General features: G+C 64.4%; 19 protein-coding genes. 10 read left to right on the forward strand and 9 right to left on the reverse strand.

The genetic code is table 11. The features are described 5' to 3' along the window. Nucleotides 1-18 precede the first annotated feature (18 nt). The 9 genes from ACLI1C_RS06895 (at nt 19) to ACLI1C_RS06935 (ending at nt 10256) form a co-directional block, all read left to right on the forward strand. Entirely contained in the window at nt 19-1020 is a 1002-nt protein-coding gene (locus ACLI1C_RS06895; protein WP_411396143.1) for a fumarylacetoacetate hydrolase family protein, read from the forward strand. A gap of 122 nt (nt 1021-1142) precedes the next feature. Then, on the forward strand, nt 1143-1592 hold the full coding sequence (locus ACLI1C_RS06900) for a c-type cytochrome (RefSeq protein ID WP_411396144.1): 450 nt from the start codon (nt 1143-1145) through the stop codon (nt 1590-1592). A 328-nt stretch (nt 1593-1920) separates the two neighbouring features. Further along, entirely contained in the window at nt 1921-3387 is a 1467-nt protein-coding gene (gene cysS, locus ACLI1C_RS06905; RefSeq protein ID WP_411396145.1) for a cysteine--tRNA ligase, read from the forward strand. Nucleotides 3388-3480: 93 nt separating this feature from the next. Beyond that, nucleotides 3481-3963, forward strand: coding sequence for a GFA family protein (locus tag ACLI1C_RS06910; protein ID WP_411396146.1), 483 nt, complete (start codon nt 3481-3483; stop codon nt 3961-3963). Further along, on the forward strand, nt 3956-4438 hold the full coding sequence (locus tag ACLI1C_RS06915; RefSeq protein ID WP_411396147.1) for a GFA family protein: 483 nt from the start codon (nt 3956-3958) through the stop codon (nt 4436-4438). The genes ACLI1C_RS06910 and ACLI1C_RS06915 overlap by 8 nt, the downstream gene beginning before the upstream one ends. A gap of 13 nt (nt 4439-4451) precedes the next feature. After that, entirely contained in the window at nt 4452-6068 is a 1617-nt protein-coding gene (cimA, locus tag ACLI1C_RS06920) for a citramalate synthase (protein WP_411396148.1), read from the forward strand. 176 nt (nt 6069-6244) lie between these two features. Further along, nucleotides 6245-7945, forward strand: a complete 1701-nt coding sequence (locus ACLI1C_RS06925) for a LysM peptidoglycan-binding domain-containing protein (protein WP_411396149.1) — start codon at nt 6245-6247, stop codon at nt 7943-7945. A gap of 95 nt (nt 7946-8040) precedes the next feature. Then, nucleotides 8041-8361, forward strand: a complete 321-nt coding sequence (locus tag ACLI1C_RS06930) for a metalloregulator ArsR/SmtB family transcription factor (protein WP_332701288.1) — start codon at nt 8041-8043, stop codon at nt 8359-8361. After that, nucleotides 8361-10256 (forward strand): ABCB family ABC transporter ATP-binding protein/permease, encoded by a 1896-nt coding sequence (locus ACLI1C_RS06935; RefSeq protein WP_411396150.1) that lies wholly within the window; start codon nt 8361-8363, stop codon nt 10254-10256. Before ACLI1C_RS06930 ends, ACLI1C_RS06935 begins: the two co-directional genes overlap by 1 nt. 8 nt (nt 10257-10264) lie before the next feature. Here ACLI1C_RS06935 and ACLI1C_RS06940 read toward each other — a convergent pair whose 3' ends face one another. Then, complete coding sequence (locus ACLI1C_RS06940; RefSeq protein WP_411396151.1) at nt 10265-10783, reverse strand: Clp protease N-terminal domain-containing protein; 519 nt, start codon at nt 10781-10783, stop codon at nt 10265-10267. An 11-nt stretch (nt 10784-10794) separates the two neighbouring features. After that, nucleotides 10795-11013 carry a helix-turn-helix domain-containing protein gene (locus ACLI1C_RS06945; protein WP_411396152.1) on the reverse strand — a complete coding sequence of 73 codons (219 nt, stop codon included), beginning with the start codon at nt 11011-11013 and terminating at the stop codon, nt 10795-10797. A 93-nt stretch (nt 11014-11106) separates the two neighbouring features. Between ACLI1C_RS06945 and ACLI1C_RS06950 the strand changes: the two genes are divergently transcribed. Further along, nucleotides 11107-11586: a GNAT family N-acetyltransferase gene (locus ACLI1C_RS06950; protein WP_411396153.1), complete on the forward strand. Its 480-nt coding sequence runs from the start codon at nt 11107-11109 to the stop codon at nt 11584-11586. 90 nt (nt 11587-11676) lie between these two features. On the opposite strand, the gene ACLI1C_RS06955 is transcribed toward ACLI1C_RS06950, so the two are convergent. The 7 genes from ACLI1C_RS06955 to ACLI1C_RS06985 form a co-directional block, all read right to left on the reverse strand. Further along, nucleotides 11677-15030 carry an efflux RND transporter permease subunit gene (locus tag ACLI1C_RS06955; protein WP_411396154.1) on the reverse strand — a complete coding sequence of 1118 codons (3354 nt, stop codon included), beginning with the start codon at nt 15028-15030 and terminating at the stop codon, nt 11677-11679. A 4-nt stretch (nt 15031-15034) separates the two neighbouring features. After that, the gene (locus ACLI1C_RS06960; RefSeq protein ID WP_411396155.1) at nt 15035-16306 is read right to left on the reverse strand and encodes an efflux RND transporter periplasmic adaptor subunit; all 1272 of its coding nucleotides are present in this window, start codon (nt 16304-16306) and stop codon (nt 15035-15037) included. 15 nt (nt 16307-16321) lie between these two features. Continuing rightward, nucleotides 16322-16870 carry a helix-turn-helix transcriptional regulator gene (locus ACLI1C_RS06965; RefSeq protein WP_411396156.1) on the reverse strand — a complete coding sequence of 183 codons (549 nt, stop codon included), beginning with the start codon at nt 16868-16870 and terminating at the stop codon, nt 16322-16324. A 128-nt stretch (nt 16871-16998) separates the two neighbouring features. Next, the gene (cysQ, locus tag ACLI1C_RS06970) at nt 16999-17835 is read right to left on the reverse strand and encodes a 3'(2'),5'-bisphosphate nucleotidase CysQ (RefSeq protein WP_411398246.1); all 837 of its coding nucleotides are present in this window, start codon (nt 17833-17835) and stop codon (nt 16999-17001) included. Next, complete coding sequence (gene nadC / locus ACLI1C_RS06975) at nt 17832-18704, reverse strand: carboxylating nicotinate-nucleotide diphosphorylase (protein WP_411396157.1); 873 nt, start codon at nt 18702-18704, stop codon at nt 17832-17834. Before nadC ends, cysQ begins: the two co-directional genes overlap by 4 nt. A 65-nt stretch (nt 18705-18769) precedes the next feature. Then, a complete protein-coding gene (locus ACLI1C_RS06980; RefSeq protein ID WP_411396158.1) occupies nt 18770-20044 on the reverse strand; it encodes an AGE family epimerase/isomerase in 1275 nt (424 codons plus the stop codon). Nucleotides 20045-20207: 163 nt separating this feature from the next. Next, the gene (locus ACLI1C_RS06985) at nt 20208-21158 is read right to left on the reverse strand and encodes a class 1 fructose-bisphosphatase (protein WP_411396159.1); all 951 of its coding nucleotides are present in this window, start codon (nt 21156-21158) and stop codon (nt 20208-20210) included. Between the last annotated feature and the right edge of the window lie 73 nt (nt 21159-21231).

Here is a 21231-nt window from a genome sequence, read left to right on the forward strand (position 1 = left end):
ACTTCGAGATTGCGCCCGATGAAACTAGCAACGCTCCGCAATGGCCGCCCCGATGGTCAGCTCGTCGTTCTCTCGGCCGACCTCGGCCGCTATGTTTCCGCCGGGCGCATTGCCCCGACCCTGCAGGCTGCACTCGACGATTGGGAGGCCGCTGTGCCCGCCCTTGCGGCCCTGGCGGGCCAGCTCGACGCCGGTGCCATTGCCGGTCAGCCCTTTGATGCCGACCTGGCCCTTGCGCCGCTGCCGCGGGCCTATCAGTGGATCGACGGCGCCGGCTACCTCAGCCACCTCGAACGCGTGCGCAGCCTCAAGGGCAGCAAGGATGAAGAGCTGCAGTCGACCCGCCCCTTGCTCTACCAGGGTGGCTCTGATTCGCTGTCCGCGCCCACCGACCCCATCCGCGTCACCGATCCGGACCTCGCCATCGACTTCGAGGCAGAAGTCGCTGTCATTGTCGGGCCGGTGCCCATGGGCGCCAGCCGCGAGCAGGCAGCCGCAGCCATTCGCCTCGTCACGATCTGCAACGACGTTTCCCTGCGCCGGCTGGTCGTCGATGACCTGCAGAATGGCTTCGGCTTCTTCCATGCCAAGCCCTCCACCGCCTTCGCCCCCATTGTCGCGACGCCCGAAAGCCTGGGCGCCGCCTGGCGCGACAATCGCCTGCACCTGCCGGTGCGTGTCGAGGTCAACGACGTCCTCTACGGCCAGCCCAATGCCGGCACCGACATGCATTTCGATTTCGCCGACCTGATCGTCGAGGCCACCCGCACCCGCGGCCTGGCCGCCGGCACCATTATCGGGGGTGGCACCGTCTCCAACCGCCACGACGAAACCCTGCCCATCAAGCGCGATGGCATCGGCTTTGCGTGCATTGCCGAGGCGCGCACGGTCGAGAAGCTGAAATACGGCCGCGCCCGCACGCCCTTCCTCAAGCCTGGCGACATGGTTCGCATTGGCGCGGTCTCTACTTCCGGCCAGTCCGTGTTCGGCGACATGCTCCAGAAGGTCGCGCTCGCCTAACACCTTGCAATTCCGATAACATTCCCGTGTGGGCGTTGGGCGTGTCATCTGGCCATGCCAGACTTTGGTCTTGGCGGACGCTGCATGCGCCGCCTGGGTCAAAATCGTTGAGGGTGCAACTCATGTCGATCAAGAAGTTTTCCGCGATGGCCATTGCTGGCCTGATGACGCTTGGCGTCGTCGCGGCCGTGGCGCAGGACGCCTTCGTTCCGCCTGCCACCGCGGAAGAGGCCCTCGCGGCCCGCAAGGCGCTGATGCGCGAGGATGGCGCCCTGCTGCGCTCTGCCGGCAATCTATCGGGCGCTGAAGCCGTTGCGGCCATGCAGACCCTGCTCGACAACTACACCCACATTCCCGATCTCTTCCCCGAAGGCTCGATCGTTGGCGACAGCGAAGCGCTCCCCGCCATCTGGGAGAACTGGGAAGATTTCGTCGCCATCGTCGAAACCGGCAAGCAGGCTGCCACCGATGGCCTCGCCGCTGCCGAAGCCGGCGACGCCACCGCCTATGCCGCGGCCGTCCAGGCCCTCGGCGCCACCTGCGGCGCCTGCCACCAGCAGTTCCGCGGCTGACTTGCGGCCCGAAGGGCAAAATCGCTCCGGTGGAGCGATTTTAGCGAGGCAGGCCACGAGACCTATGGTCGAGTGGCGGGCAGCCTGAAAATATCGCCTCCAAAGCGATTGGGCGGTCCTCCTGGGGATCGCCCTTTTTCTTTTCGGCTTGATTTCCCCTCGGACAGCCGTCAATGTCCGCGCCATGAAGACCCGGTTCATTCTGATTAACCGCTGCATTATTACCTGCTAACCACTCGTTGGCGGCGCGGTCTTCTTCATCCCTGATTTCTGATACCCGAAGAGCCCCGTCAGCCAGCGCAACTCCGCATGGCCAGGATTTTCGACGATGACCTCGGGCACACCGCAGATAAGCCTCTACAACACGCTCACGCGCAGCAAGGAGCCCTTCACGCCCCTCGATGCGAACAATGTGCGCATGTATGTCTGCGGTCCCACGGTCTATGACTTCGCCCATATCGGCAATGCCCGTCCGGTCATCGTCTTCGACGTGCTGTTCCGCCTGTTGCGCCATGTCTATGGCGCCGAGCACGTCACCTATGTCCGCAACATCACCGACGTCGACGACAAGATCAACGCCCGCGCCCTGCGCGACTACCCCGACCTGCCGCTGAACGAAGCCATTCGCAAGGTCACCGAAAAGACCGAGGCGCAGTTCCTCGCCGATGCCGAGCGCCTCGGCAACCTGCCGCCCACTTACCAGCCTCGCGCCACCGATTTCGTGCTGCCGCGCCCCGATGGCAAGCCCGACATGGTCAGCCTGATCAAGACCCTGATCGAGCGCGGCCACGCCTATGAGGCCAATGGCGAAGTGCTGTTTTCCGTCCAGTCCATGCCTGACTACGGCCAGCTGTCCGGCCGCAACCTAGAAGACAACCTCGCCGGCGCCCGCATCGCCGTCGACGCCCACAAGCGCAACCCCGCCGATTTCGTGCTCTGGAAACAGTCCAGCGCCGAAGAACCCGGCTGGGACAGCCCATGGGGCCGCGGCCGCCCCGGCTGGCACATCGAATGCTCCGCCATGAGCGCGGCCTATCTCGGCGACGTCTTCGACATCCATGGCGGCGGGCTCGATCTCATCTTCCCCCACCACGAAAACGAAATCGCCCAATCCCGCTGCGCCCACGGCACCCACGCCATGGCCAATGTGTGGATGCACAACGGGTTCCTGCAGGTGGAAGGACAGAAAATGTCCAAGAGCCTGGGGAATTTTTACACCATCAGCCAACTGCTGGACTCCGAGGACTTCGGCGGCCGCAAATGGCCGGGTGAAGTCCTGCGCTTCGCCATGTTGATGACGCACTATCGCGAGCCGATAGACTTCTCGGTGCGGCGTCTGGAGGAAGCACAAAACATCCTTCACAAATGGCGCGCCCCCCTGCGTCATGGAAGCGTTAGTCGCAGTCACGTCCAAGCAACTGAGGTACCGCCAGAATTCTTGAAATTGTTGTCGGAGGACCTCAATACGCCGGCAGCGCTGCGTTATTTGACTGAGGTTGCATCCAGGTCCTTCGGCGTATCTGTGGGTACCGAGTCGCCCTCCAATCTCTTTCACCCCTCATTCAACCAACTTTGGTCGGCTCTTCAACTGGTGGGCGTTGATTTGCTCGGCTACGAGGTCATGCGCGATAGTCGCGTTGAAATGGCTGTTGCTGAACGCCTCGCCGCCCTCAACGCCAAGGACTTCGCCAAGGCCGATGCCATCCGCAACGAACTCGCCGAACAGGGCATCGCCCTGATGGACTACAAGGACGAAGCCGGCCAGCGCCAGACGAAGTGGGAGGTCAAGCGGTGATGCCGCAGTCCCCCGCATCTGGAACCACGATATCCTTGCCCGCCCGGACGCTGTGCTCGACGCCGTCTGGGCCGCTTTGCATGAGGCCCAAGCATGACTGACAAGCCCGAAGCCCATACCGGTGGCTGCCAGTGCGGCGCGGTGCGCTTTCGCGTCACCCGGCTCGGCCGCCCCTCCATCTGCCATTGCCGCATGTGCCAGAAGGCCTTCGGCGGCTTCTTCGGCCCGTTGGTCACCGCCCATAACGCCACATGGACCCGTGGCGAGCCCAAATGGTTCCAGAGCTCGAACGCCGCCCGCCGGGCCTTTTGCGGCGATTGCGGCACGCCGCTGGCCTATGAGACCCGCTTCGGTCTGGAGCTGGCCATTGGCGCCTTCGACGATCCCACGGTCGCCGCGCCGGTCATCCAGGTCAATCTCACCGACAAGCTGCCCTTCTTCGACGGGTTGACCGCCCTGCCGGCCCGCACCGAATCCAGCGATGAATGGCGCGACTTCCTCGCCGGCATCCACTCCAACCAGCATCCCGATCACGATACGGCCGACTGGCCACCCCGAGGAGGCGACAATGGCTGAAACCTGGTCCGGTGGCTGCCAGTGCGGCGCCGTGCGCTACCGCTTCACCGCCAAGCCCGAGGGCGCACATATCTGCCACTGCCGCATGTGCCAGAAGGCGTTCGGAGCCTTCTACGCGCCACTGGTCGGCGGCCCGCTGGAGAGCTTTGAGGTCACGCGCGGCACGATTGCGATGTTCCGCTCGTCGGAACCGGTCGAGCGCGGCTTCTGCCGCGATTGTGGAACGCCGCTCAGCTTCAACCATGTCGGCGGCAGCTGGATGAGCGTCTCAATCGGATCGCTCGACAACCCGGAAGCCTTCCCGCCCAAGGACCAGCATGGGACCAATAGCCGCCTGTCCTGGGTGAACGATTTGGGCCGTTTGCCCGATGTGGCGCCCATCGAGGAGCGGGCGCCGGAAAGCGCGGCCCTGATCGCGGCAACCAGCCATCAGCACCCCGACCACGACACGGCTGACTGGCCGCATCAGCAGTAACCGAGTAGCCCACATGTCCAAAGACCGCCTCTACATCTTCGACACCACGCTGCGTGACGGCGCGCAGACCGCCGGCATCGAATTCTCGCTCGAGGACAAGATCTCGATTTGCGGCCTGCTCGAAGAGCTGGGCGTCGACTATATCGAGGGCGGCTATCCCGGCGCCAATCCGGTCGATACCGAATTTTTCGATCAGCGCCGCACCAAAAAGGCCACCTTCACCGCCTTCGGCATGACCAAGCGGGCAGGGCGCTCCGCCGCCAATGATCCGGGTATCCAGGCCCTGCTCAATTGCGAGGCCGACGCCACCTGTTTCGTCGCCAAGGCCTGGGACCACCAGGTGACGGTGGCACTTGAGATATCGCTTGAGGAAAACCTCGCAAATCTGCGCGAAAGCGTCGCCGCTTCCGTCGCCGCCGGCAAGGAATCCCTGGTCGATTGCGAGCATTTCTTCGATGGCTTCAAGGCCAATCCCGATTATGCCCTGGCCTGCGTCAAGGCCGCGCTCGATGCCGGCGCCCGCTGGGTGGTGCTCTGCGACACCAATGGCGGCACCATGCCCAGCGAGGTGCGGGAGATCGTCGGCAAGGTGCTGGCCGTTGCGCCCGGTGATCGCCTCGGCATCCATGCCCATGACGATACCGGCCAGGCCGTGGCCAATACGCTCGCCGCCGTGGAAGCCGGCGTCCGCCAGATCCAGGGCACGCTCAATGGCCTGGGCGAACGCTGCGGCAATGCCAACCTCGTGACGCTGATCCCCACCCTGCTGCTCAAGCCGCTCTATGCCGATCGCCTTGAGACCGGCATCGACCCGACCCGGCTGCAGCGCCTCACCCAGATTTCGCGCGCCTTTGATGATCGCCTCAACCGTGCCCCGACCCGCCAGTCGCCCTATGTCGGCGCGTCCGCCTTCGCCACCAAGGCCGGCATCCACGCCTCGGCCCTGCTCAAGGATTTTTCCACCTATGAGCATGTGCCGCCCGAAAGCGTCGGCAATGAGCGCGCCATCATGGTCAGCCAGCAGGCCGGCAAGTCCAATCTGCTGACGGCTCTGGCCCGCCACGGCATCGTGCTCGCCAAGGATGACCCGCGCCTCGAGCGCCTCCTGGCCACGGTCAAGGAGCGCGAATCGCGCGGCTATTCCTATGACGGCGCCGACGCCTCCTTTGCCCTCTTGGCCCATGAGGTGCTCGGCACGATGCCCAGCTACTTCACCGTCGAGAACTATCGCGCCAGCGTCGAGCGCCGCCACAATGCCCAGGGCGAGGAGATCAGTGTCACCGAAGCGGTGGTCAAGCTGCGTGTCGAGGGCGAGTTGCTGATGTCCGTTGCCGAGGGCAACGGCCCGATCAACGCCCTGGATCTGGCCCTGCGCAAGGATCTCGGCAAGTATTCGGGCCGCATCGAGGATCTCGAACTGGTCGACTTCAAGGTGCGTATCCTCGACGGCGGCACGGGCGCGGTCACCCGTGTATTGGTCGAAAGCCGCGATGGCAGCGGCGAGCGCTGGTATACGATCGGCGTTTCCCCCAACATCATTGATGCGTCCTTTGAAGCTCTGTATGAATCAATAACCTACAAGCTGCTGAAGACTGAAACGGCGCTGGGGACGACAGACAAAGTGGCTTAACCTGGCAGCCCGGTCACGGGTCAACTGCCACAACGGTCCTGGAGGACAAACTGGCCGAAACCGCTCCGAAAAAACCTCTTGCGCTCACTCTCGGGGCAGCGGCGGTTACTCTTGTCGTCATCATCGGCGTTCTGACGGGGCCCTCCCTCGTCTCCTGTTTCAGTTCCAGCGACGGCATGGGCCAGTGCCTGCGCGGCAAGATGACCGACGCCGGCATTCTGCCACCTGCCGGCCCTGTCGAGACCGTCACGGCCGATGCCCCGGCCACGCCGGCGCAGGAACCGGCTGCCGCAGTAGGTGAGCCGGCTCTCGATGTCACCCCGGCCGAAGATCTGGTCGCTGCCACCTTCAGCCTGTTGCGCGCCGAACCCGATGGTTCGGTCGTCATCGCCGGCAGCGGCACGCCGGGCAGCCAGGTCGAGATCTATTCCAACGATGTGCTGCTGGGCACCGCAACGGTCGAATCCAGTGGCGACTGGGTCTTTGTCCCCGACGCACCGATCCCGCCCGGCGGCACCGAGCTGACCCTGGCCGAGGCCGGCAAGACCGGCCGCGCCGCCCAGTCCTTTGTCGTCGTCATCAATGACGACAAGTCCAGCGAGCCGCTGGTTGTCGCCAGCACGCCCGGCGCCGCCAGCGAAGTGTTGCAGGGCATCAATCGCCCGGGCGCCGAGACCCCCACCCAGCTTGCCGCCGCCGATCCCGTGGCGCCCGCGGCCGCACCCGCTGCCACAACGCCTTCTCCCCCAGCGACCACCACGCAAGCTCCGCCCGCGACAGCCCCTGCTGCTCCAGCCAACGCTGCCGCCGCGACCACCCAGCCGGCCGCTCCCGCGCAACCCGCTGCATCCCCGCCTACCGAGCCGGCCGCAACGCCGGAACCCGCACCGGCACAGCCGGCCGCGACCGAGCCCGCGCCAGCACCAACACCTGCTCCGACTACCGCCAGCAGCGAACCCGCAGCACCTGCGACGCCGGCAGCAACGGAGCCAGCAGCCAGCGCCGCAGCGCCTGCCACCGTAGCAGCGCCTGCCACGGCACCCGCGGCCACTGCACCCGCGGCCACCCCTTCGGCACCAGCCTCAACGGCCCCCGGTATTGCCGCCGTCGCGCCGGCGCCCGCTGCGGCACCAGCCGCCCCGGCCGCGCTCGGCAGCGTTCCGCCGACCATTGACGCCATCGAGATCGAAGACGATCGCACCTTCTTTGCCGGCGCAGGGCCGGAAGGCGCCACTATGCGTCTCTACGTCGATGACAGCTTCATCGCCGATGCTCTGGTCAGCGCCGGGCGCTGGCTCGTCGAGGCCGGCAATGTGCTGACCAAGCCCCAGCAACGCGTGCGCATCGACATGCTGCAGGCCGATAGTGCCGAGGTCGCCGCCCGCGCCGAGGTGGACTTTGTCGTCGAGCTGCCGGCAACCGATACGCCGGCCACTGCAGTGGCTCAGGCCCCCCCCGCCGCGCCGGCACCGGCAACGGATCCGTCGCCGGCTGCGGATGCCGCTCCTGCTGCGGCGGCAGAGCCGGCAGCCACGGCGCCGACTGCTTCCGAACCGGCCGCGACCGAGCCCGCAGCCGCAGAGCCGGCCGCCGTCGATCCGGCACCGGCCGCGGTTGCCGTCGCGCCAGCGCCGGCCGTTGCGGCCGCTGCAGAGCCCGCTGTCCCGACCTTGGTCGGCGTCTCCATTGGCGGTCCCAATGCCGAGCGCTTTGCCGCCGGCAAGGCCATCATTCGCCGCGGCGACAATCTCTGGACCATCGCCCGGCGCGTCTATGGCGAGGGCATCAGATACACCACGATCTACCAGGCCAATACCGGCCAGATCCGCGATCCGGACCGTATCTATCCCGGTCAGGTGTTCGAACTGCCCAACTAAATGCGCACAAAGTGGCCCGCCCTTCGGCGGGCCATTGATTATTTGCGTGTCAGCCCCCATTTTATCGTTAAATGACGATCAACACTGGCAGGACCATGCACGACGACGATATTGCCACCATCATGCGAGCGATGGGCCATCCGGTACGGCTCAATATCCTGCGCATCCTGGCCAAGCAGGAGCGCGGCGAATGCTGCTGCGCCGACGTGACCGACGAATTGACCCTCGCCCAATCCACCGTCTCCCAGCACATCAAGGTGCTGCTGGATGCGGGCCTCATCGAGCGCAAGCCCCGCGGCACGCGCAATTGCTACATCGTCCAGCATGACCGGCTGGCAGCGCTCGGCGCCGCCTATTCCGGCATGATTGCGGGCTTCAGTCCCGCTCCATCCAAACTGGAAGCGGAACCCGCCTGATGTCGTCTGACAGCGCTGATAGCAAGCCGTCCGTTAGCGCGGACGAAGGCTCATTGCTCTCTACAATGAAGAACCTGTGGGCCTATATGTGGCCGGCAGATCGCCCCGACTTGCGCCTGCGCGTAGTCCTGGCCATCGGCGCCCTGCTGCTCAGCAAGGTCGCCACCACGCTTGTTCCCTTTGCCTACAAGGGCATTATCGACAGCCTTGATGGCTCGGCGCCCGATAGCGCCGTGATCCTCGGCCTCGCCGTGCCCATCGTGCTCGTCATCGCCTATACGCTGGGCAACGTCATCGATGCCGGTTTCCAGCAGTTGCGCGACGTGCTGTTCGCCAGCGTGGGCCAGCATGCCGTGCGCAAGCTGGCGCTGCAGACTTTCCATCATCTGCATCGCCTGTCGCTGCGCTTCCATCTGGCGCGCCGCACCGGCGGGCTCAGCCGCGTCATTGAGCGCGGCACCAAGGGCATTGAAACGGTGGTGCGTTTTGCGATGCTCAACATCGCCCCCACCATTGTCGAATTCATCGTCACCGCCATCATCTTCGTCTGGCTGTTCGGCATCAGCTATCTTGGCGTGCTGGTGGTGATGATCTGGGCCTACCTCTATTTCACCATCAAGGCATCGAACTGGCGCATCGGCATTCGCCGCGCCATGAACGATTCCGATACCGATGCCAACGGCAAGGCCATCGACAGCCTGCTCAACTACGAGACGGTGAAATACTTCGCCAACGAGAAGATGGAGGCCGCCCGCTACGATGTCTCCATGGCCGGCTATGAGCGCTCGGCCATCCGAATCTGGACCTCGCTGGGCTTTCTCAACTTTGGCCAGGCGGTCATTTTCTATACCGGCTTCCTGATCATCGCCGTCATGTCGATCGTCGGGGTCATGAATGGCACGCTGACACTGGGCGACTTTGTCCTGCTCAACACTTTCCTGATGCAGATCTACCGGCCGCTCAATTTCATCGGCTTCGTCTATCGCGAGCTGCGCCAGGGCCTCACCGATATCGAAGCGATGTTCAAGCTGCTCGACCAGTCTCCCGAAGTCGAGGACGCGCCCGACGCCAAGCCGCTCACCATTACCGGCCCGGTCATCCGCTTCGACAACGTCACCTTCCACTACGATCCCGATCGCCCCATCCTCAAGGGCGTCAGCTTCGAGGTCCCCGCCGGCAAGACGGTCGCCATCGTCGGCCCGACCGGCGCCGGCAAGTCCACCATCTCCCGGCTGCTCTACCGCTTCTACGATGTCACCGGCGGCTCGATCACCATTGACGGGCAGGATCTGCGCAAGGTGACGCAGGAGAGCCTGCGTTCAGCCATTGGCATGGTCCCGCAGGATACGGTGCTGTTCAACGATACCATCGGCTACAACATCGAATATGGCCGTCCTGGCGCCAGCGCCGAGGATGTCCGCGCCGCCGCCGCCATGGCCCAGGTCGGCCCCTTCATCGAAACCCTCCCCAAGGGCTACGAGACGCCCGTCGGCGAGCGGGGTCTCAAGCTCTCCGGTGGTGAAAAGCAGCGCGTTGCCATTGCCCGCACCATCCTCAAGGCCCCGTCCATCCTCATTCTCGATGAGGCAACGTCGGCGCTCGACACCAAGACCGAGCGCGACATCCAGTCCGCTCTCGATGTCGTCTCGAAAAACCGCACCACCGTCGTTATCGCCCACCGTCTCTCCACCGTGGTCAATGCCGATGAGATCCTGGTGCTGCGCGATGGCGCCATTGCCGAGCGCGGCAATCATGCAGCCCTGCTGCAGCAGGATGGCCTCTACGCCCAGATGTGGAATCGCCAGCGCGAGGCCACCGAGGCCGAGGAACAGCTGCTGCGTACCGCCAACGACCCCGAAGGCTTCGTCAAGCGCGGCGTCCCCGCGGCCGAATAGCTGGCCGCTCAGGCAGCCAGCACCATCTCGCTCTCCGTCGCGGCCATCACCGCCGCCGGATCACGGCCGAGCTGGCCGAAAGCGCGGATCGTCGGGCCGTGCTGCATGGCAAGAACAACCTCGAGGACATGCACGCCGCTCAGCGGTCCCGAAACGCCACGCTTGCGCAGCGCTGCCAGTCCCTTGAGCAAGGCTTCGCCAGACGGGGCGGCATTGTAGAGCTCCTTGGGCCGGGGCAGGGGCGGCACGTCGCGTTCCGAACCGGCAATGACCGCCTCACTCACGCCGGCCCGGCGCAGGTCGGCGCGGTGCTGCTCCCGCAGCGCCTCGGCAAAGGCCTCGCGGCTGATGCCAAGCTTGCGGAACACCCGCATTGCCGATCCATCCGGCAGCTCCAGCGCCGCCAGCACGAAATGCTCGGCGCCCGGCACCTTTTGCTGCGCCGCATTGGCAATCCGTTCCGCCGCCTCGCACAGCGTCTTAATGGTGCCCATGTCCTTGAAGTTCTGCTTCAGCCTGCCAAACATAGCGGGTCTCCTTAAATGTCTATCGTCGGCACGATGCCGGCAAGCCGCTTGTGCGCCGCCTGCTTGCTGACACCCAGCGCCTGGGCAATGCGGGCCCAGGACCAGCCCTGCGCCAGCGCCTCGGCCACCGCCTTGCGTTCCAGTCGATCCGCCATCAGCCGCAGGGCCACCACGCTGGCCAGCGCCTGCTCGGGATCATCGGTATTGCTGGGATATGGGATCTCGGTCATGCGTCAACAATAGTTGACGCTTGGTATTGTGTCAACAAATGTTGACGGGTGCCATGTGCTGTCCCGACAGGCCGAATTGGCTATTCTGGCCGCATGACCCAGCCAGAGATTCGTCTTGTCGCCGCCGGACCCGAACAGAAGCCGGTCATCGCCAACCTGATCCAGCTCTATCTCTACGACATGACCGAGACCATGCCGTTCCCGGTCGGCGCCGACGGCCGCTTCGGCTATGATTTCCTCGAGCGCTTCTGGCGCTTTCCCTACCTGATTCATGCCGGCGACGAGATCGCCGGCTTCGCCCTTGTCATTGAGGAATGTCCGCTGACCGGCACGAAGCCCTGCTGGTTCATGGCCGAGTTCTTTATTCTCAAGGCCTATCGGCGGCGCGGGGCAGGGCGGGCCGCGGTTGCTGCAGCAATGCGGGAGCATCCGGGCGACTGGCACATTGCCGTGCCCCAGGCAAACGCGCCCGCCGGCGCCTTCTGGGATAACACTCTGGCGCCTTACGCTCCCCGCTCACGGGATATCGCCTTTGAGGGCGATGAGTGGCGGCTCCACGCGTTTACGGCTTAGGCTCTGTTCAATGGGCGGCTGCCAAATCCGGAAGAGCGCCCCAACAAAAAAGGCCCGCATCGCTGCGGGCCTCTTCTCATTTCGTATCGCCTACTCGGCAGCTTCGGGCCGGCTGACCACGGTCACGCCGTTCTTTTCCTTTTCCACCAGTCCCGCATCGGGGCTGACGATATAGCGCTTGCTGCCGTCGGCATCAGCGGGGATTTCCACCGCCATGCCGTCAAAGCCCGCGGGTGCTGCCGCCACCGTCCGGCCGCGGCCGGTAGCGAACTGTGCAAGCCGTACGAACTGGCGGCCGACCCACTTGATCTGCCCGCCCAGCACGGTCGGCGCCACCACCATGACCGGCACCATGACCAGCGTCAGCGCGGTGGAGACGAACAGGCCCGAGACCAGCGCGGCGCTGAGATGGATGAACCACGAGCCGGCAATGCCGCCCACCACGATTTCGCGGCGGATGAAGTCGAACTCGACATTCAACGCCATCGGGATCACGCCCAGCGACGTCACCGTGGCGGTCAGCAGCACCGGACGAACGCGCTGGCTGATGGTGATCAGCATCGCCTTGACCGGGTCGACATGCTCGTCGCGGTGATAGTGGTTGTAGGTGTCGATCAGCACGATGCCGTTCTTCACCACGATGCCGGCCAGCGCCACGATGCCCAGGCCCGTCATGATCGCCGAGAAGCTCATCCCGGTGACCACCATGCCCAGCAAGACGCCGGCAATCGACATCAGCACGGTCATCAGCGTCACGATCACCTGGTAGAAGCTGTTATACTCGATCAGCAGGATCATGGCGATCAGCGCCAGGGCCGCGAACAGCGCCGAGATGATGAAGGCATTGGTGTCATCGACCTGCTCGGCCGCACCGCCATAGACGATTTCGACACTGGCCGGCCATTCCTGGGTCGCCTGCCATGCCTTGATCTGTTCGATCTTGGCATCGGAGGTTACCGCTTCGCCGGCCGCGTTGGTCGGGCTCAGGTTGGCAGCCACGCTCATCGCATAGACGCCATTGCGGCGCGAGATATTGGCCACCTTGGGCACGGCGGTGCGCTCGATGAAGTTCGAGACGGGAACCAGGCCCTGGGCGGTCACGATGCGCAGGCTGTCGAGCGCGTCGAAGGTGCGCTCGTCTTCCGGCAGGCGAACGCGGATGTCGAGCTCGTCGCCGCCATCGTCCGGCCGGTAGCTGCCAAGCTTCACGCCCGACGTCACCAGCTGCACATAGGGGCTCAGCTCGCGCACGCCGATGCCATACTTGGCCGCGGCCTCGCGATCGATGGTGATCTGCCAGTCGATGCCCGGGGCAGGGCGTCCGTCCTCGATGTCGATCGTGTCGCCCAGCTCGTTCTCGATATAGTCGCGCAGCTTGGCCACCGCCGGAGCGATGTCGTCATAGATCGTGCCTTCGACGCGAAGGTTGATCGCCTTGCCGGCCGGCGGGCCGTTTTCCTGCGCGGCGATCTGGACGTCGAGGCCGGAAATATGGGCCACCCGGTCGCGGATATCCTGGAAGATTTCCGCGGCCTTGACGCGCTCATTGTAAGGCAGCAGCTGAAGGTTGAACGAGCCGATCGTGTCCGGCGGACCGCCCGAGCTCATCGCATCGCCACCGCCACCAAAGCTCATGATGACGTCCTGGATGCCTTCGACCTGCAGGATTTCGTTTTCGACCTCGACCAGCATGTCGCGGATCTCGATCGGCGAATAATTGCCGCGCGTGATGACGTTGACCGTGCCGAATTCGGGCTCGGATGCCGGGAAGGCCTCGGTGCCGGTGGGGTTCATGATATAGGCGGCAAACATCAGCACCACCAATCCGAACCCGACGCCCAGCGTCAGGATCGGCTGCTGGATCAGGTGCTGCATGGTCCGCACATAGACGCCGGTCACCCCGCCGACCTTCTTGGGGTCGAACTTGTCGGCATACATCACCACGTCGGCCGCTTCCTTGGCCTTGGGGTCCACATGGGTGGAGGCGATGAAGGCGCCGATGATCGGCATGAAGATGAGCGCGGAGACGAGCGAGGCGATCATGACCACGATCACGATGATCGGCAAGTAGCTCATGAACTTGCCGATAATGCCCGGCCAGAACAGCAGCGGAATGAATGCCCCCAGCGTCGTGAAGGTCGCCGCAACCACCGGCACGAACATCTTGCGCGCCGCCAGGATGAACGCTTCCTTCTTGGAAACGCCTTCCATGAGCTTGCGCTCGGCATATTCGACCACCACGATGGGGTCGTCCACCAGCACGCCCACTGCGATCACCAGGCCGAACATGATCATCATGTTGATGGTCATGCCCATCATCTGCACGACGAGGAAGGCGATCATGAACGAGATCGGGATCGACATGCCGATCATGATGGCCGGGCGGACGCCCAGCGTCGCGATACAGGTGATCAGCACCAGCGCCACGGCGGTCATCACCGCGGCTTCCAGCGACCGGAACAGCCCCTTGGTGGAGTCGGCCTGGTCGATCAGGAACGAGGTTTCGATGCCCTGCGGCCAGTTGGCGGTGAACTCTTCGGTCACGCGCCGCACGTCGTCGGAAATGGTGATGACGTTGGTGCCCAGCTTCTTGATCACGCCCAGCGTGATGGCCGGCTGGCCGTTCACATGGGCATACTGGGTCGCGTCTTCGAAGGTACGGGTAATGCTGGCGACATCGCCAAACGTCACCACCGTGTCGCCCGAGGTCTTGAGCGGCAGCGTGAACACGTCCTGCGCATTCTTGATCAGGCCCGGCACTTCGACGTTGAACGAGCCCTGGCCGCTGTCCAACGTGCCGCCGGCAACCACCATATTGTTGCGGGCGAGGGCATCGAACAGCTGCGCGGCGGTCAGGTCATAGGCTTCGAGCCGCTCGAGGTCGATGGTGATCTCGAGCACTTCGTCGCGCGATCCGCTGAGGGTCACGCTCTGCACGTCGCCCATGGCCTCCAGTTCGTCCTGCAGGTCCTTGGCGCGGTTCACCAGCTCACGCTCCGGCACCGAGCCATAGACGGCCACCGAAATGGTCGGCATGTCAGTGAAGGAGATTTCCGTCACCGTCGGCTCGTTGGCATCGTCGGGCAATTCCGACGTCACGCCGTCCATCGCCGCCCGTATATCGGAGAGTGCGGTGTCCTTGTCGGCATTGACGTTGAATTCGAGGAACACCGAGGCGTGTCCCGTCGTTGAGGTGGAGGTATAGTTCTCCAGCCCGTCGATTTCCTTGATCCGGTCCTCGATCGGCTTGGCCAGCAACTGTTCGGCGTCACGTGGCGACACCCCGGTCTGGCTGACCGAGATGTAGAAGTAGGGAATATCGATTGCCGGGAAGCTTTCCTTCGGCAGCGAATTGTAGGCTGCAAAGCCCGCGCCCAGCAGCAGCACCATGACGGTCAGAACGACGCGCGGCATCCTCAGGATGCGTTCGATGAGGTCCAGCATGGCTTCAGCTCGCGGTTACGGAATTGGCTTTGGCGGCGACATTGGTTGCTTCGACAGCCTGGCCGTCGACGACATATTCCTGGCCGACGGTGATGATGTCGACCGATGGCGGCAGGCCGAGCACCCACACGCCTTCGCGCGTGTCGCTGGCGATGGTAACGGGGAGGAATTTCACCGTGCCATCGACAACGCTGCTGACCCCCAGCACGCCATCATCGCTCAGCGTCAGGACAGATTGTGGCAGTAGGTGCGCGGGAGCCGTGCCCATGGTGACGGTGGCGGTGGCGGTGATGCCGTCGCGAATGGACCCATCAGGGTTGGGCAGCTCGATTTCCACGGGGAAGGAGCGGGTGGCCGCATCGGCGGTGGCCGAGATATAGGTCACTTTGCCTTCCACCTGCTGATCGGTGATGGTCTTGACGTTGGCGGCAAGGCCCAGCTTGGCAAGTCCGATCCGGGCTTCCGGCACCTGGCCGATAAACACCATCGGGTCCAGCTGCACGATAGTCGCGCAGGGCTGGCCCATCGCAAGCATCGCGCCGGCCACGGCCAGCGGGTCCTGCACGACGCCGGCCACCTTGGCGTGGATGACGGTTCGGTCGAGTTCAGCCTGCGCATTGTCGAGCGCGGCCTGGGCGGCGCTGACAGAGGCCTTCGCAGCGCTCAGCGCAACTTCCAGCTGGCGGGCGGTGTTCGGCGCCGCCAGCCCCTTGGCCCGCAGTTCGGCATTGGTGTCGAAGTCCGACTGGGCCTGCGCCAGACCGGCATTGGCCTGCTCGATGCCGGCCTTGGCCTGCGCCACCGCAGCGGCGCGCGTGCCCTGGTCGAGCGTGCAGAGCAGGTCGCCCACGGCCACCTTCTGTCCCTTGCTCACATGCACATCGTCCACAATGCCGGCCGTCTCGGCCACGGCGCCCACTGAGGCCTTGGCCTGCGTGCGACCGCGCAGCGGCACTTCGATGCTCCAGGGCTGCGCGACATAGGTCGAGGTGCGCACCGACTGCAGCGCGGTGCTGCCACCGCTTTCCAGCTCGTTGCGCTGGGCAATGGTCAGGTGCGGATCGACAGCATGTTCGGTGGAATGCTGGGCCAGGACGCCCGCATCTTCCAGCTGGGTCGCGAGGGGCCCATGTTCTTCGCCCTCGATCACCGAGATGAGCGGACGCTCACCATTGCCGGGTCCGTTGCCGCCCATGACCAGCGTTCCGGTGACAAACCATGCCCCCGCCACGACCAGGATCAGAAACGCAACGCCGTAGGAATACAGTGCACGCATTGAGAAATCGCCCCTTTACTCAGCCGCGTCTTTCTTTGGCTCGGCTCGCGCTAATGTGATCAGTTCGTGCATATGGGAGCGCAGATGCTGTTCCGCAACCTCCATTATCGCACGTCCGTAATTGATGACCCATGTATCCGCTGCATTGCTGCCGCGTTCTTCAAAGGCTTCTTCTAGCTTGCGGTGACCATCTATGGTCCTCTGCAAGAATTCGTTGGCCCGCGTCTCTACAAGGTCGCGCGGCAGGATATGCGCGAAGCGGGCAAACAGCAGGAATGGGCTGCGGAACACGTCGTCACCCAGGGGTGCGCCAAGTTCCTCGGCAAAGGCATTCCGGCCCGCCTCGGTGATGGAATAGACTTTCTTGGCCGGCTTGCCGGCCTGCTGCTCGGTGCGGCTGGTGACGAGCTTTTCGTCTTCCAGCTTGGCGAGCGCGGGGTAGATGGAGCCGAAGCTCGCTTCCACGAAGTACGAGCATTCGCCTTCAACGCAAAGCCGCCGGATTTCATATCCGGTTGCTTCCCCCTCATAGAGGATGGACAGGCAAAGAGTTCTGACATTCATGCGCTTGTTCCGACGACCTATGCTGGGCCGATATATGCCGGTTCTTTATATCCACGGCGAAAATAGCGCAAGTTGTGACAACTACCTGATCAGGCAGACCAGTTAAGATCAGATTGCATGGCTGCTGTTCAGGCCAGCAGGCGCGTCATTTCCGCGGCGGCCTGGCGGGCCAGCGCCTCGCTCGAGGCGGCGACGAAATAGGGATTGAGGAAAGCCAGGTCGTGCTTGCCATAGCGCATGCGCGCTCCATCCAGCGTCACCACGGCGCCGCCTGCTGCTTCCAGCACCGCCTGTCCCGCCGCAGTGTCCCATTCGCAGGTTGGCGTGAACCGCGGGTAGAGCTGGGCGTCGCCGCGGGCCAGCAGGCAGAATTTCAGCGACGATCCCACCGATACATCGGCCTCGACATCGAGGGTCTCGCACAGCGCCGCCAACGCGGCATGCCCGTGCGAACGGCTCGCCACGATGCGCGGCCGGCTGGCCGAAGCAACCGCCATGCGTTGGCGCTCCGTGGCTATGCCGTCCTGCGTACTGCAGAACCAGGCGCCCGACGCATCGCCGATAAAGGTCTCGCCCGTTGCCGGCGCCAGCACCACGCCCAGCACCGGCACGCCATGCTCCACCAGCGCAATATTCACCGTGAACTCGCCGTTGCGCTTGATGAATTCCTTGGTGCCATCCAGCGGATCGACCACGAAATAGCGCTCGCCCAGCGTCGGGATAATTCCGGCTGCCACGCTTTCTTCGCCCAGCACGGGAATGCCCGTTGGTCTGAGATAGTCGAGGATCACCGCCTCGGCCGCCGCGTCAGCCTCGGTCACCGGCGAGCCATCTGCCTTGGTGATGGCGGTGATCGGCCGCGCATAAACCGCCATGATCAGCCGCGAAGCGGCAATCGCTGCATCGAGGACAAGAGAGGTGAGGCTTTGATCGGTCGGCGCTTGCATCGTCGCGGCCATGGTCAGCGACCGATCTCGACATCGAGCCCGAGATCGAGCGGCGACGCCGCCATGGTGATCTGGCTGGTGGAGATATAGTCCACGCCCGTCTCGCCTATCGAGCGCACCCGGTCCAGCTTGACCCCGCCCGAGGCTTCCAGCTTGGCGCGGCCGGCATTGATGGCCACGGCCTGACGCAGCAGGTCATTGTCCATATTGTCGAGCAGCACCACGCGCGCGCCCGCAGCCAGCGCTTCTTCCAGCTCGGCAAGGTTTTGCACCTCGATCTCGATGGCCACCAGATGACCGGCAAAGGCCTCCGCCGCCCGGTAGGCCGCGGTCACGCTGCCCGCCACGGCGATATGGTTGTCCTTGATCAGGATGGCGTCGCTCAGGCTGTAGCGATGGTTGGCGCCGCCGCCACAGCGCACCGCATATTTCTGGAAGGCCCGCATGCCCGGCGTCGTCTTGCGCGTGTCGCAGATTTGCGCGCCGGTCCCTTCCACCGCATCGGCATAGCGCCGCGTCAGCGTGGCTATGCCGCTCATATGGTTCAGGAAATTCAGCGCCACGCGTTCGCCCGACATCACCAGCCGGGCAGGGCCGCTGACCGTTGCCACGAGATCCCCCGCCGCCACCCGGTCGCCATCGGCCACCTTGGCCGCGAAGGTCACGCCGTCGCCCACGAGGCGAAACGCCGCCGCCGCCAGGTCCAGCCCGGCAATGACACCCGCTTCCCGCGTGGAAAGGCTTGCCGTGGCGCGCGCCTCCGGCACCAGCGTCGCCTGGCTGGTCAGGTCGCCGGCCAGCCCCAGATCTTCTTCCAGCGCAGCGGCAACCGCGCGCTCGACCAGGACGCGCGGCAATTGGGCGGGCAGGCGGTCGGGACGCGACATGGCTTTTGGTCTCTCAATAAGCCGCGCTGATGTACGCGCGCCCCGCGCCGCTGGCAACAGTCAGACTAGTGCCCCCGCTTGACCGTGTGGTCCGCCTCGATGATCGCCTTGGTGAGGCTCCCGGTCGCCGGATAGAGCGGAATGAGGCAGGCCTGCAGCGCGTGATAGATATCCGGCTTGCCCACGAACAGCCGCGAGGTCGGCGTCAGGTCTTCCTTGAGCTCGCTGAGCCAGCCGCCGCGCTTATGGTCGATCACGTGGTTCTCGGCATAGTCCCAGAGCTTGCGATACCAGATCTGGAAATAGTCATGCGTCGTGTCATAGGCCGAAATATAGGCCGCGGCGCCAATCGCCTCGCTCACCGGCCACCACAGCTTCTCGCGCATGATCGGCTTGTTGTCCCAATCCAGCGTATAGAAGAACCCGCCATGGGTCTGGTCCCAGCCCAGCTCGGCCGACTGGCGGAACAGCTCGCGCGCCGCCCCCGTCATCCACGACAGGCGCTTCTCGCCCAGCACCCACAGCTGGTACAGCAGCCGCGACCATTCCAGCCAATGCCCCGGCGTCGCGCCCGATGGGCGGAACATTTCCGAACCCTGGTAATTCTTGTCGAGCACCCAGTTCTCGTCGAAATGCTCGGCCACCCGGTGCCCCAGCGGCACGGCATGCTTGGCGATGATCAGCTCGGCAATGCGCTCGGCCTTGGTGAGATAGGCCTTGTCACCCGTCGCCTCGAACGCCGCCATCAGCGCCTCGGTCAGGTGCATGTTCGAGTTCTGCCCGCGATAGCGGGTCGCGCCCGACCAGTCATTGGCAAATTCCTCGCGCACCGCGCCGACCTTGTCGTCCCAGAAGCGGCGCTCGATCACTTCGGTGACGTCCGCCACCATCCTGTCGGCCAGCGGATGGCCAAGCAGCTTGGCGCTTGATGCTGCCAGCATGACGAAGGCATGCCCGTAGGCCTGCTTGCTGGCATCCTTGGGTCCATTGTCGTCCAGCGACCAGACATAGCCGCCATGGCGCTGGTCGCGATGCTGCTCCCAGAGATAGCGCATGCCATGGTCGACGATCTCGTCCGATCCCGGCCGGCCAATCAGGCTGCCAATGGTGAAGCAGTGCACCATGCGCGCCGTGCCGTGGATCTGCCGCGTCGAATTGGCCGCGTCGATCGCCGAGCCATCGTCATTGAGCTCGAAGAACCCGCCCTTGCGATTGATCGACGGCGCCTGGAAGAAGTCGAACAGGTTATTGGCCTGCCGCATCAGATACTGCCGGTGAAACGGCCGGTTCGGCCATGGGCTCGAATTGGTCTGGGACAGTGTCGTCTGCGCGTCGGTCATGATGGCTCCTCATCTGGCCAGAGCTATACCCAGACAAAAAGAACGTTGCAAATCTTCGAAGCGGCCAAAGGCAAAATCGCTCCTGTGGAGCGATTTTAGCTGAGAAGGCCATGAGGGCTGCGCCCGAATGGCAGCGGGGTCTTCCTGAGAGGACGAGGGCAACCTACCCCTTGGCGTACCAGGCCTCGACCCGCGCCACTTCCTCCGCCGAGCCCAGGATCACCGGCACCCGCTGGTGGATCGCGGTCGGCATCACATCGAGCAGCCGTTGCCGCCCGGTCGTCGCCTTGCCACCCGCCGCCTCGACCAGGAATGCCATCGGGTTGGCCTCGTAGAGCAGGCGCAGCCGCCCGCCCTTGCTGACCGTCTCGCTGTCCAGCGGATAGAGAAAGATGCCGCCGCGCATCAGGATGCGGTGCACATCGGCCACCATCGAGCCCACCCAGCGCATATTGTGCCGCTTGCCCGAAGCCCCGGTTTCCCCAGCCACATTCTCGGCCACATAGCCCTTGGTGGCGTCATCCCAGAAGCGCTCGCGCGCCGTGTTGATCGCATATTCCGCAGAGGCCTGGGGCACCTGCACATGGCCATCGGTCAGCACATAACGCCCGTCGGCATCGAGCGTGAACACCACCACGCCCGGGCCAAAACTCAGCACCAGGCTCGTCGCCGGACCATAGGCGACATAGCCCGCCGCCAGCTGCGCAGTCCCCTTCTGCAGCAGGCCTCCCGCGGCATCCAGAATGGCAAAAATCGTGCCCACGGTGACGTTTACGTCGAGATTTGAAGACCCGTCCAGCGGATCGGTCGCCACCACATAGCGCCCCTGATTCTGCAGCTGAAGTGGTTCATCCAGCTCTTCCGACACCAGAATCGAAACCTGCGGATTCTGCTCCAGGTATTTGACGACAATGTCGTTTGAGATGATGTCGAGCTGCTTTTGCTCCTCGCCCTGCACGTTGACGCGCCCGACCAGCCCCACCTGTCCGGCAACCGGCGCCGTCCGCAGAATCGCCGCGATATCGACGCTGGCCGCGGCCATGCTGGCCACCACCGAGGCAAGGCCGCTATCGACGGATTGAACGGCAAGCCATTCGGCAAGAGTGGTCATCATGGGCTCCATGGCATCATCAGGGCAGGGGTACTCACTCTCCCAGAGTGAGGCCCCGAGACAAGGCAGACTTTCG

The organism is Devosia sp. XGJD_8 (assembly GCF_046614475.1).
GTDB lineage: Bacteria > Pseudomonadota > Alphaproteobacteria > Rhizobiales > Devosiaceae > Devosia.